The organism is Chelatococcus caeni, from assembly GCF_014196925.1.
In the GTDB taxonomy this organism is placed as follows: Bacteria; Pseudomonadota; Alphaproteobacteria; order Rhizobiales; family Beijerinckiaceae; genus Chelatococcus_A; species Chelatococcus_A caeni.
On sequence record NZ_JACIEN010000003.1, the window covers coordinates 163494 to 175988 of the forward strand.

At 68.0% G+C, this 12495-nt stretch carries 12 protein-coding genes; 8 read left to right on the forward strand and 4 right to left on the reverse strand.

Translation table 11 applies throughout. From position 1 onward, the window contains the following. Positions 1-147 precede the first annotated feature (147 nt). Positions 148-861 (forward strand): DNA/RNA nuclease SfsA, encoded by a 714-nt coding sequence (sfsA, locus tag GGR16_RS13715; RefSeq protein ID WP_183316970.1) that lies wholly within the window; start codon positions 148-150, stop codon positions 859-861. A 94-nt stretch (positions 862-955) separates the two neighbouring features. Continuing rightward, entirely contained in the window at positions 956-1300 is a 345-nt protein-coding gene (locus GGR16_RS13720) for a hypothetical protein (protein WP_183316971.1), read from the forward strand. Between the two features lie 4 nt (positions 1301-1304). On the opposite strand, the gene GGR16_RS13725 is transcribed toward GGR16_RS13720, so the two are convergent. Further along, positions 1305-2144 (reverse strand): FkbM family methyltransferase, encoded by an 840-nt coding sequence (locus GGR16_RS13725; RefSeq protein ID WP_183316972.1) that lies wholly within the window; start codon positions 2142-2144, stop codon positions 1305-1307. A 186-nt stretch (positions 2145-2330) separates the two neighbouring features. Here GGR16_RS13725 and map point away from each other — a divergent pair, with 186 nt between their 5' ends. From map to GGR16_RS13740, 3 genes are all read left to right on the forward strand, one after another. Further along, the gene (map, locus tag GGR16_RS13730) at positions 2331-3158 is read left to right on the forward strand and encodes a type I methionyl aminopeptidase (RefSeq protein WP_019401245.1); all 828 of its coding nucleotides are present in this window, start codon (positions 2331-2333) and stop codon (positions 3156-3158) included. Further along, a complete protein-coding gene (gene radC, locus GGR16_RS13735; RefSeq protein WP_019401246.1) occupies positions 3155-3856 on the forward strand; it encodes a RadC family protein in 702 nt (233 codons plus the stop codon). Before map ends, radC begins: the two co-directional genes overlap by 4 nt. A 97-nt stretch (positions 3857-3953) precedes the next feature. Further along, positions 3954-6131 (forward strand): putative bifunctional diguanylate cyclase/phosphodiesterase, encoded by a 2178-nt coding sequence (locus GGR16_RS13740; protein ID WP_343059811.1) that lies wholly within the window; start codon positions 3954-3956, stop codon positions 6129-6131. 28 nt (positions 6132-6159) lie between these two features. Here GGR16_RS13740 and GGR16_RS13745 read toward each other — a convergent pair whose 3' ends face one another. Together GGR16_RS13745 and GGR16_RS13750 are read right to left on the reverse strand one after the other, a co-directional pair. Then, a complete protein-coding gene (locus tag GGR16_RS13745) occupies positions 6160-6765 on the reverse strand; it encodes an exopolysaccharide biosynthesis protein (protein ID WP_019401248.1) in 606 nt (201 codons plus the stop codon). Positions 6766-6887: 122 nt separating this feature from the next. After that, positions 6888-7157, reverse strand: a complete 270-nt coding sequence (locus tag GGR16_RS13750) for an usg protein (RefSeq protein ID WP_019401249.1) — start codon at positions 7155-7157, stop codon at positions 6888-6890. 291 nt (positions 7158-7448) lie between these two features. On the opposite strand from GGR16_RS13750, the gene groES reads away from it, so the two are divergent. The 3 genes from groES (at position 7449) to GGR16_RS13765 (ending at position 10144) form a co-directional block, all read left to right on the forward strand. Further along, a complete protein-coding gene (gene groES, locus GGR16_RS13755; protein ID WP_019401251.1) occupies positions 7449-7763 on the forward strand; it encodes a co-chaperone GroES in 315 nt (104 codons plus the stop codon). Between the two features lie 64 nt (positions 7764-7827). Further along, entirely contained in the window at positions 7828-9468 is a 1641-nt protein-coding gene (gene groL / locus GGR16_RS13760; protein ID WP_183316974.1) for a chaperonin GroEL, read from the forward strand. 292 nt (positions 9469-9760) lie between these two features. After that, positions 9761-10144: a DoxX family protein gene (locus GGR16_RS13765; RefSeq protein ID WP_183316975.1), complete on the forward strand. Its 384-nt coding sequence runs from the start codon at positions 9761-9763 to the stop codon at positions 10142-10144. 68 nt (positions 10145-10212) lie between these two features. Here GGR16_RS13765 and GGR16_RS13770 read toward each other — a convergent pair whose 3' ends face one another. Continuing rightward, the gene (locus GGR16_RS13770) at positions 10213-12426 is read right to left on the reverse strand and encodes an esterase-like activity of phytase family protein (RefSeq protein ID WP_246373073.1); all 2214 of its coding nucleotides are present in this window, start codon (positions 12424-12426) and stop codon (positions 10213-10215) included. Between the last annotated feature and the right edge of the window lie 69 nt (positions 12427-12495).

The following is a 12495-nucleotide window of genomic DNA, read 5'->3' on the forward strand; positions in this document are numbered from 1 at the left end:
TCCCTCGCCCGGCTTTATGGCATCACCCGCCGCCGTGGGAAGGGGTTTTCGCGGCATGGCCGGGCAAGATCAAGAGCAAAGCTGCCGCCCCGGCTTGCCGCCGCGGCATGGCACTGCTACCTGCCGGCCGTCCAGCCGGAGGAGCCGATGCAGTTTCCCAGCCCCCTCGCCGAAGGGCGCCTCCTGCGCCGCTACAAGCGCTTTCTCGCCGATATCGAGACCGCGGAGGGGGACGTCGTCACCGTCCATTGCGCCAATCCCGGCGCCATGCTCGGCCTCGTCGCGCCGGCGAGCCGCGTCTTCCTCTCGCGCTCGGCCAATCCGGCGCGCAAGCTGCCGCTGTCCTGGGAGCTGGTCGAGGTCGATTTCGGCTGGCGCGGGCCGCAGCTCGTCGGCATCAACACGGGCCATCCCAACCTCATCGCCGCCGAGGCGATCACGGCCGGGCTCATTCCGCAGCTCGCGGGCTACGAGCGGCTGCGGCGCGAGGTGAAGTACGGCCGGGCGAGCCGCGTCGACATCCTGCTCGAGGCGGACGGGCGCCCGCCCTGCTACGTCGAGGTCAAGAACGTCCACCTGATGCGCCGGCCCGGCCTCGCCGAATTCCCGGATTGCGTCACGGCCCGCGGCGCCAAGCATCTCGAGGAGCTCGGCGACATGGTGGAAGCGGGCGCGCGCGCCGCGATGCTGTTCATCGTGCAGATGGAGGCGGAGGCCTTCACGCTCGCCGCTGATCTCGACCCCGCCTATGCCCGTGCCTTCGAGCGGGCCCGCGCGCGCGGCGTCGAGGCCTATGCCCTCGCCTGCCGCGTGACGCCGGCCGGCATCGTCGCCGAGACGCCGCTGCCCGTCGTCGTCTGATCAGCCGGACTAACGGCCCTCCCCCCTGTTGCGCTATGCTGCGGCGTCCGGGTCGTCGCCCTTGCGCCGACGGCCGTCTTGCTGGGGGTCAACGATGCCGCTCGCCCGTCTCGCAATCCTTGCTGTTCCACTCCTCGTCGCCGGTCTGCAGCAGGGCCTCGCGGCGGAGGGGCCGCCGGCACTCGACGTCGAGCGCAGCTGTCGCGACGCCGCCACCACCGATGCGCTCGGCCAGAGCCGGCAGTTCGACAAGGCCGCCTTCGACGGCTGCATGGCGCAGGAAAACGGCACCCGTGCCACCCTGGAGAAGGAATGGGCGGCCTTCCCCGCGGCCCAGCGCGACGAGTGCCTCTCGGAGACGCGCGGCGCCGGCCTGCCGAGCTATGTCGAGCTCTACGAATGCCTGCAGCTCGACCAGGAGACGCGCGGGAAGAAGTGAGGGCTCACGCCCGCTCGAAGACGAAGTTCATCCGCGTCTTGGCGAGAAGCTTGTAGCCCTTCTCGCGCAGGAGCGCCGGCAGGTCGATCTGCCAGCGCCCGCTGCCATCCTCCAGGATGACGAGGCGCGGGAAGAGCGACGCCGGCGCATGCTGTAGGAACGGCTCGAGGATCAGATCCTCCGCCCCCTCGACGTCGAGCTTGATGGCATCGATGCGCTCGAAGCCCTCCTCGCGCGCGAGGTCGGCCAGCGTCGTCGCCGGCACGCGCACCGACTTGGCGGTGCCGGAGCCGACGATCTTGACGCTCGACTCGCCGCGGTTCTCGTGGTCGAGGAAGAGGGTCAGCTCCCCCGCCCGGTCGGCGACGGCGCAGGCCACCGCCTTGATGGTGCCGAAGGGATTGAGGCTGATGTTGAAGACGAGACGCTCGAAGACGTCGGGCTGCGGCTCGACGGCGAGGATGCGCGCGCGCCGCCCCGCGAGCGCCGCCACGAAGAGCGAATAGGCGCCGACATTCGCCCCCACGTCCATGAAGACGAAGCCGTCACCGATGCGCTCGGCGAGCAGCGCGCGCTCCTGCCGGTCGAAGAACTGCGGCGTGAACAGGATCTTCTTTTCGCAGACGTTGTCGTAGGGATAGAGGCGCATGCGCGCCCCGAGCGTCTCGACATCGACCGGCGCGCCGTCGAGATGGTTGATCACGAGCCGCCTGAGGCCATAGGCGGTGCGCTTGCCGAGCCAGCTGTCCGGCAGGCTGCGCGTCATCTCGATCACCGTCCGGGCCAGCGACCTGGGCGCGAAGCGGCCGAAGGGTTCAGTATCGTTGAAGGAGCTGATCGTCATCGTCCTGGGGTCACGACGCATCCGCGAAGGGCGCCGCCCGTTTCGTCTTGCTCTTGCCATACACGTCACCGCCCGCCGGCGCCAGCGCCGAGATCACCCGCGCCTTTCGCGCCATCCCTTGCGTCGGCGGCTTTGATCAATAGATTGGGGCAGTGATCGGGCGCGGGGGCGCCCCGGACAAGCGACATGATAGATCTCGACAGCGAACTTGCGCCGCGCCGCGCCAACAACATCGTCTACTACGGCCCCGAGGGTTTCGAGGGCATGCGCAAGGCCGGCCGCCTCGTCGCCGAGTGCCTCGACATGCTGGCCGACCACGTGGCCCCCGGCGTCACGACCGCCGAGATCGACCGCATGGTCTTCCAGTTCGCCATGGACCACGGCGCCCTGTCGGCGACGCTGATGTATCGCGGCTACCGCTATTCGTGCTGCACCTCGATCAACCACGTGGTGTGCCACGGCCAGCCGGACGAGAAGCCGCTGCGCGAGGGCGACATCGTCAACATCGACGTGACCTTCATCGTCGACGGCTGGTACGGCGATTCGAGCCGCATGTACCCGGTCGGCGAGGTGCCGCGCCGGGCCCAGCGCCTCATGGAGGTGACCTACGAGGCCATGATGCGCGGCATCGCCGTCGTGCGCCCCGGGGCGACGACGGGCGACATCGGCGCCGTCATCCAGGAATATGCCGAGGGCGAGCGCTGCTCCGTGGTGCGCGACTTCTGCGGGCATGGCGTCGGCCGCTCCTTCCACGAGCAGCCGAGCATCCTGCACTTCGGCCGGCGCGGCGAAGGCGTGCCGCTGAAGCCGGGCATGATCTTCACCATCGAGCCGATGATCAATCTCGGCCGTCCGCACGTGAAGGTCCTGTCCGACGGATGGACCGCGGTCACGCGCGACCGTTCGCTCTCGGCGCAGTTCGAACATACCGTCGGCGTCACCGAAACCGGCGTCGAGATCTTCACGCTCTCCCCCAAGGGCTATCATCAGCCCCCCTACAAGACGCCTGCATGACCAACGTCGGCGACGCCGAGGACACGCCCCACTACCACGGCCACCGCGAGCGGCTGCGCAGCCGCTTCCGGGAGGCCGGCGAGGCCGCGCTCGCCGACTACGAACTGCTCGAGCTCGTGCTGTTCCGCTCGATCCCGCGGCGGGATGTGAAGGCACTGGCGAAGGAGCTGATCCGGCGCTTCGGATCCTTCGCCGAGGTGCTCGCGGCGCCGCCCTCGCGCCTCGCCGAGGTCGAAGGCATCGGCGACAGCGTCGTCACCGACCTCAAGATCGTCGAGGCGGCCGCCCGGCGCATCACGCGCGGCGCCGTCGCCAAGCGCCCCGTGCTCTCGTCCTGGAACGCCGTCATCGATTATTGCCGCACCGCCATGGCCTTCGCGGACAAGGAGCATTTCCGCGTCCTCTTCCTCGACAAGCGCAACGGGCTGATCGCCGACGAATTGCAGCAGACCGGCACCGTCGACCACACGCCCGTCTACCCGCGCGAGGTCGTCAAGCGGGCGCTCGAACTCTCGGCGACCGCCATCATCCTCGTCCACAACCATCCGTCCGGCGATCCGACGCCCTCCTCCGCCGACATCAAGATGACGCGGACCATCGGCGAGATCGCCGAGCCGCTCGGCGTCCTGGTGCACGACCACATCATCGTCGGCCGCGACGGCCACGCGAGCTTTCGCGGGCTGGGGCTGATGGAGTGAGAAAGCCGCGCGGGCGACAGAAAAGGAAACTTCATTTAAAGGAACGTGCGGCAGGGTGGGGCACCCGCTTCGAGCGCGAGGATCTGCACGCTTGCCCGTGAAAGGCTTCCCCTCCCCCACGACCGTCGCCACGCGCCTCGTGTGGCCGATGGCGGCGCTGATCCTCTTGATCCTGCTGCTCTCGGGCAGCGTGTTCTGGTGGATGAGCCGCACGCTCGACCAGGCGGCCATGCAGGACGAGCGCGCCCGCGTGACCCTCGCGCTGAACGATCTGCGCCAGCACACCCTCGAACATGTGCGCACCTTCGCGACGACGGTGGGCGAGGACAAGGTGAGCCATCGCCCGGTCGATCCGGTCGGCACGGCGGCCATCCTCACCTCCGAGAGCAAGGGCCTCACCCGGCAATGGGCCATCTTCCTGCTCGACACGGACAATTCCGTGCTCTTCGGCAGCGTCGGCGGGCGGGTGGCCGGCCAGCAGGCGTTCGATGCGCGGCGCGTGATCTTCGACGCCGTCGCCCGTGACGTGCGCCAGAAGGAGATCAGCGAGCTGCCGCTCCACGCCGGCACGGCCGTGACGAGCGGCGCGACCCGCATCGTCCACGACGGCTGGGGCGCCTATGTGGTGGCCGCGACGACGATCAGCAACGAAAGCCCGCACATCGTCGTCGGCGCCAGCGAGCTCGACGCGCGCGCCCTGTCGGAGATCGCCGGCCCGCTCGGCCTTCAGGAGCTGCGCCTGGCGGCGAACGACGGGCAGCACCACGACGGCGCCATCGCCGTCGACGACGCCACGGACCGAGGTCCCGCCTTCCTCGTCTGGCAATCGTCCCTACCGAGCGCCCTCATCAACAGCCAGGCGCTGACGGCGATCGGCGCCATCGCGCTGCTGACGCTGGCCTTTGCCGCCGGCATCCTGCTGCACGTCCGCGGCCAGCTGATCGAGCTCAGCCGGCGCCAGGAGCAGGTGCAGCGGCTCGCCGGCCACGATTCCCTCTCCGGCCTGCCCAACCGCCTGCTCTTCGGCATGCGGCTCGACCAGGAGCTCGCACGCATCAAGCGCTCCGACGAGGGCCTCGCCGTGATGTTCCTCGACCTCGACCGGTTCAAGGACGTCAACGACGCCTACGGCCACGAGGCAGGGGACATGCTCATCCGCATCGTGGCGCGGCGCCTGTCCAACCTCCTGCGCGGCGCCGACACGCTCGCCCGCTTCGGCGGCGACGAATTCGCCATCATCCAGACGGACGTCAAGGACCCGCGCGATGCGGAAGCGCTGGCGCGGCGCATTCTCGACGCCCTGACCATGCCCTGCGAGGTGCCCGGCGGCTCCGTCACCATCGGCGTCTCGATCGGTGTGGCGCTGAGCCCCCGCAACGGGACCGAGCGCGAGACGCTGATGCGGCTCGCCGACACGGCGCTCTACCAGGCCAAGAACGGCGGCCGCAACCGTTACAGCTTCTTCGAGCGCCAGATGGACGAGGCGCTGCGCCTGCGCAAGGTGGTGGAGGACGACCTGCGCGCGGCCATCCTCGCCGACGAGCTCGAGCTGCACTACCAGCCCCAGTACAAGGCGAACGGCGAGGAGATCGTCGGGGTCGAGGCCCTGGTGCGCTGGCCGCATCCCCAGCACGGCATGATCCCGCCGCAGCAGTTCATCGCCATCGCGGAGGAGCGCGGCCTCATCATCCCGCTCGGCGAATGGGTGCTGCGCAAGGCCTGCGAGGACGCCAAGCGCTGGCCGGGCCTGCGCATCGCCGTCAATGTCTCGCCCATCCAGTTCCGCCAGCGCGACTTCGTCTCCAGCGTCATGAACATCATCGAGACGGCGGACATCGACCCGACGCGCGTCGAGCTGGAGGTCACCGAAGGCGTCGTCATGGACGATGCGGACGCGGCCGAGGACGCGATGATGGAGCTGAGGGCGCGCGGCGTGCGCCTGGCCCTCGACGATTTCGGCACCGGCTATTCGAGCTTGATCTATCTGCGCCGCTTCGCCTTCGACAAGATCAAGATCGACCGCTCGTTCCTCGAGAGCATGGAGACGACGGGGGAATCGGCCATCCTCGTGCACTCCGTCGTCCATCTCGGCCGCGCGCTCGGCCTCACCGTGACGGCGGAAGGGGTGGAGACGAGCGAGCAGCACCGCTTCCTGCAGGCGCTCGGCTGCCACGAGCTGCAGGGCTACCTGTTCTCGAGGCCCGTCCCGGCCGATGCGATCGACCGGCTGCTCGGCATCGAGCCCGACAAGGGCCGCACCGGCGCCGTCGCCTGAGGGCGCGGCCGCCCTCGCCTGCCGGACGTCAGGCGTAGCCGACGAGTGCGGCGATGCCGCTGACGATCGCGACGATGAAGCCGAGGCTGAGGCCGATGCCGAAGACGCCTGCGGTCATGCCGAGAATGATGACGAGGCCGTCGCGCTCGACGAGACCGAGCCCGATGAGGCAGGCCGCGAGGCCGAGCGGTATCTGGCCGATGAAGGGCGCCGAAACGAGCAGCCCGAGCGCCACGACGAGCAGGATGAGCCCCATCGCCCGCATGCCGGGCTGCGTGGCGAAGAACTGCAGGCGCGGCCGCGACATGCGCTCCAGCCGGCGCAGGACGGGCATGGCCCGCTCGACCGCTCGAGAAACGTCGGCCCGCGCGACGGACTTGCGCAGCAGCCGGCGCGGCAGCCACGGCGCCTGCCGGCCGAGTGCCATCTGCAGCGCCACGAAGGCGAGTACGAAGCCGCAGATGAGCGGGATCGGCGGCGGCATCGGCAGGCAGTTCGGCAGGCCGAGCACCACGACGAGCAGCGCGAAGGCCTGCTGGCGCAATGTCTGCAGGATCTCGTCGACGGTCAGGTATTCGCCCTCGCCGACCGTGAGTGCATTGAGGACGGCGGAGGTACGGGGCAGCGTCGACACGAGGTAGGACCGGGCCTCAGTTTGTGAGGCCGCATTCCTATCTCACTGCCGCCCCCCGGCCAAGGGGGCCCGAGAAGGGGGCGCGGCCCGCAGGCATGCGGTCCGCGCAGCCGCCCTCCTCCTCAGTGCAGGCTCACCATACCGTCCACGAGCTTCAGCTCGGCCGGCTTGATGAGTCGGCTGTGGGCGACGGTCACCGAATGGAGCGGCCCCTCCAGCTTCTTCTGCCAGAACTCCAGGAACCGGTGCAGCTCCGGAAAGCGCGGCGCCATGTCGTATTCCTGCCAGATGTAGGTCTGCAGCAGGCGCGGGTGATCGGGCATGCGGTAAAGGATGGTCGCGGTGGTCAGGCCATAACCGGCCACCTGCTTCACGAAGTCGCTCGAAACCATGGCTCCTCCTTCGTCGCAAAGGACCTGAATGGTGGACGATGGCAGCATCCACTTTAAAGCATAATTCGTGAATTATACGTTTAGTTCCAATGCGTTAGCAGCAATCATGACGGACTGCTGACAGCCTGGCGCCGATGTATTGGCACTCTCATGAGGAGATTGCCAAAATTTTGCGCCCGGGCCCTTGCGGGCCCGCATCCACGCACCTATCTCGCCGATGCGCCGGGCGGCTGCCATCCGGGGCCGTCGGGCGACATCGATAAATGAATCAGCCATTTCAGGAGGTTCGCGATGAAGTTCCGTCCGCTGCACGACCGCGTGGTCGTTCGTCGCCTCGACAGCGAGGAGAAAACCAAGGGCGGCATCATCATTCCCGACACGGCCAAGGAAAAGCCGCAGGAGGGGGAGGTCGTAGCCGTCGGTCCCGGCGCGCGCGACGACAACGGCAAGATCGTCGCCCCGGACGTCAAGGTCGGCGATCGCGTGCTGTTCGGCAAATGGTCGGGCACCGAGGTAAAGATCGACGGCCAGGATCTCCTCATCATGAAGGAGAGCGACATCATGGGCGTGATCGAGAGCACCGCGCAGAGCAGGAAGGCCGCCTGAACGGGGCCCTTCCGGCAAGAACCCATCTGATGCCTGAAGTCATGTCTATCAGGGAGTGACGATTATGGCTGCCAAGGACGTAAAATTTTCGGCTGACGCGCGCGAGAAGATGCTGCGCGGCGTGGACATTCTCGCCAATGCGGTGAAGGTGACGCTCGGCCCGAAGGGCCGCAACGTCGTGATCGAGAAGTCGTTCGGCGCGCCGCGCATTACGAAGGACGGCGTGACGGTCGCCAAGGAAATCGAGCTCGAGGACAAGTTCGAGAACATGGGCGCGCAGATGGTGCGCGAGGTTGCCTCGAAGACGAGCGACATCGCCGGCGACGGCACCACGACGGCCACCGTCCTCGCCCAGGCGATCGTGAAGGAAGGCGCCAAGTCGGTCGCCGCCGGCATGAACCCGATGGACCTCAAGCGCGGCATCGACATGGCCGTGGAGGCTATCGTCGCCGACCTCAGGAAGAACGCCCGCAAGATCTCGAGCAACGACGAGATCGCCCAGGTCGGCACCATCTCGGCGAACGGCGACACGGAGATCGGCCGCTTCCTCGCCGAGGCGATGCAGAAGGTCGGCAACGAGGGCGTCATCACGGTCGAGGAGGCCAAGAGCCTCGCCACCGAGCTCGACGTCGTCGAGGGCATGCAGTTCGACCGCGGCTATCTCTCGCCCTATTTCGTGACCAACGCCGAGAAGATGCGCGCGGAGCTGGAGGATCCCTACATCCTCATCCACGAGAAGAAGCTCTCCTCGCTCAACGAGCTGCTCCCGGTCCTCGAAGCCGTCGTCCAGTCCACCAAGCCGCTCTTGATCGTCGCCGAGGACGTCGAGGGCGAGGCGCTCGCCACGCTCGTCGTCAACAAGCTGCGCGGCGGCCTCAAGGTCGCGGCGGTGAAGGCGCCGGGCTTCGGCGACCGCCGCAAGGCCATGCTGCAGGACATCGCCATCCTGACGGGCGGCACCGCCATCTCCGAGGATCTCGGCATCAAGCTCGAGAACGTCACCCTCAACATGCTCGGCCGGGCCAAGAAGGTGGTGATCGAGAAGGAGAACACCACCATCGTCGACGGCGCCGGCTCCAGGGCCGACATCGAGGCCCGCGTGCAGCAGATCAAGGCGCAGATCGAGGAGACCACCTCGGACTACGACCGTGAGAAGCTGCAGGAGCGTCTCGCCAAGCTCGCCGGCGGCGTGGCCGTCATCCGCGTCGGCGGCGCCACCGAGGTCGAAGTGAAGGAGAAGAAGGACCGCGTCGACGACGCCATGCACGCCACCAAGGCTGCGGTCGAGGAAGGCGTCCTGCCCGGCGGCGGCGTGGCGCTGCTGCGCTCGGTCAAGGCGCTCGATGGTCTGACGCCGGCCAATGACGATCAGCGCACCGGCATCGAGATCGTCCGCCGCGCCATCCAGGCCCCTGCCCGCCAGATCGCCGTCAACGCCGGCGAGGACGGCTCGCTCATCGTCGGCAAGGTGCTGGAGAAGAACGACTACGCCTTCGGCTTCGACGCCCAGGGCGGCGAATACGGCGACATGTTCAAGAAGGGCATCATCGACCCCGCCAAGGTCGTGCGCACGGCACTGCAGGACGCGGCCTCCATCGCCGCCCTGCTGATCACGACCGAGGCCATGGTCGCCGAGAAGCCGAAGAAGGAAGCGGCCGCTCCCGCCATGCCCGGCGGCGGCGGCATGGGCGGCATGGACTTCTGAGGAAGTCCATCCGCCCAAGCTAAGGCAAGTGCTTCGGCCGACTGGATCGGCCGAAGTGGCGGCATGGACTTCTGAGGAAGTCCATCCGCCCAAGTTGCGAAACGTGCTTCGGGAAGGCGCGGGGCTTCGGCTTCCGCGCCTTTTCTTTGCCCGCACGCCTGCGTTCACTTTTGCATCGCCGCAAGCCGCGGCTTGCACCGGCCACCTGCTCAGCGCCGGCTAGGTGAGCTATTGTCACACCCGTCGGCGTCGCGTTTTCCGACAGAATCGGACGAACAGAAAGGAACCACATATGGGATCGTTGAACGCGCTCGGGCTGCTTTTGGCACGCGTGCTGCTGGCAGTCCTCTTCATACCGGCGGGGTTCAACAAGATCACCGGTTACGCCGGCACCGCGGGATACATGGAATCGGCCGGCGTGCCGGGGATTCTTCTCCCGCTCGTCATCCTCATCGAACTCGGCGGCGGCCTTCTGCTGCTCATCGGCTGGCAGACGCGTCTCGTCGCGCTCGCGCTGGCCGGCTTCACGGCGCTCTCCGCGCTTCTCTTCCACCAGTTCTGGGTCGATCCCGCCCAGATGATCAACTTCTGGAAGAACGTCGCGATCACCGGCGGCCTGCTGGCCATCGCCTCGGCCGGCGCCGGCCGCATCTCGGTCGACGGCCGCGCCGCCTGACTGCTATACGTGCATGCGAGGAAGGCGCGGGACATGTCCCGCGCCTTTTCCGTTTCGGGCATGCCTGGTCAGTTGACCGTGAAGCGGCCGAGGTTGAGGAACACCGTCTCGCCCGAGGCGCCGTCCACGCCGTCGTTGTCGGTGATGATGAAGGCGTCGCCCGCCGCATCGACCGCGAAGCTCTCGATCTTGTCGAGCACATAGCCCCTGGCCGACGCAAGATCCGGCACGAGATCGCGCAGCTTGCGCTTCTCGACCACGGGCGCATCCTTCTCGCCGACCGCCGCCGGCGTCAGCCCCTTGACGGAGAAGGCCTGCAGCGTCTTGACGGCCTTGTCGCCGAACTGGTTGTCGCGTTCGATGACTACGAAAGTGTCGTTGCCGACATAAGTGAGCTCCGACAGGCCCATCCAGCCCTTCGGCGCGGCATCGAGCGGGTAGCGCATGACGCCCCACGCCTTCGTCGCCGGCTTGTAGGTGAGGATCTTCACGAAGCCCTTGGGATCATCCTTCCACTCGCGCTGCACGGCGACATAGACCGTCTCCTCGGCGCCTTCGCCGACGACCGCGACACCCTCGAAGCCGAACCGCGTGGCGGCCGCGGCGAGCGTCTCGGGCAGCGCCACCTCCTCGACGACCGCGCCCTCGGCATCGACGCGCACGAGGCTGCTGTGCGTGGGAGCGTCCTTCTTCTCAGGGTTGCCCTCGGACGCGAGCCAGAAGCCGCCGGCCGGACGCCAGGCGATGCCCTCGAGGTCGAGCCCCTTGGCCGGCGCCCCGTCGCGCGTCACCGTGATGGCGCGCGTGATCACCGCCGGCTTCTTCGCAGCGTCGATCTCGAGGATGCGCGCCTCGGCATAGGCGCTGTCCGTCACGGCAAAGAGCTTGCCCGGCTGCGCGCCGTCCGCCGCGAGGCCCGACAGCGCGCCCCAGGCGATCGGCAGGCCCTTCGCATCGTCGGCGGAGGCGATCATCGGATAGACCGGCGCCCCCTCGCCACGCTCGTAGATCATGACCGTCGCCCGCGGACCGCCGTCCTCGACGAGGTCGGTCTCGTTCGCCGTGACGAAGAGGTTGCGCTGCGGGATGGCGAGCAGCCCCTCGGGGCCGATGCCCGACGGCAGCACCTGCAGGAACTGCGGCGCCTGCCCAGGCCCGGCGTCGCGATAGACCGCGACGAAGGACGACCGCTCGGTGCCGACGAAGATCAGCGTCTCGTCGCCGTAGCGCGCGACCTCGATGCCCTCGGGCTCGACGCCCTTCTTGTCGGCGCGCTTCTCGGGGAAGTGGCCGATGCGCATGGCGAGATGCTCGAGCGCGTTGCCGCTGTCGTATTCCACCGTGCCGTCCTTGCGGAAGATGGTGAAGCCGCGCGAGCCGCCTTCGTAGTCGCCCTCGTTGGCGGTGACGAAGCGCTCGTCGTCGATCCACTTCACCGCGTCGGGCTCGCGCTTCACGTTCTCGATGCGGCCGGTGGCGGCGATGATCTTGTCGCGCTTGGCGTCGATCGCGTCGAGCGTCACGGTGCCGGCCGGGAAATGCCCGACGACCTTCGCCGTGGCGAGATCGACGACGGCGATGTGGTTGTTCTCCTGCAGGGTGACGACCACTTCGTTGCGGCCGTTGACGGCGACGAACTCGGGCTCCGGATCTTCCGGCGCCACCGTGGCAAGGCCGGTGAGGTCGACGGTCTTCTTGCCCGCGCAATCGGCCGCTCCGTCCTTCACCGGGAGAATGGCGAGGTTGCCGGCCGGCAGTTGGGGCAGCTTGCCCTTGTTCTCCTCCTCGTCGCGCTCATTCTCGATGGCGATGGCGAGGAAGGCCTTGTCCGGGCTCGCCGCGATCGAATCCGGCTGGCCGCCGAGGGCGCAGGTCGCCTCAATGCTCTTCGCGGCGATGTCGACGACGGCGAGGACACCGTCCGGCTCCTTGTAGGACTTCGACGTGTTGACGGCGACGAAGGCCTTGCCGCCGATGACCGTCACCGAGGTGGGCTCGCCGCCCACGGGCAGGAAGCCGGCCGCCTTGGGCTGGCGCGGATCGGTGATGTCGACGAAGCCGACGGCGTTCTGCGGCGAGTCGGTATAGACGAGCAGGTTGCCGTCCTCGGAGGCGGCGATGATCTCGGCCACCGTCTCCTTCTGCGCATCGCGATCCGCCGGCAGGTTGGCGACGACCGGGAAGGTGGCGATGCGGTTGAAGCTCTGCTCGGCCAGGGCAGCCGCGCTCGTGCCGGCCATCAGGGCGGCGGCGAGAGCCGTGAGAAACATCTGTCGGCGCATGTTGTCCTCGATTGAAGCGCTCGGGTGTAAGGCACCGCAATGCACTTCTTTTCGATGACACTCGCGTGA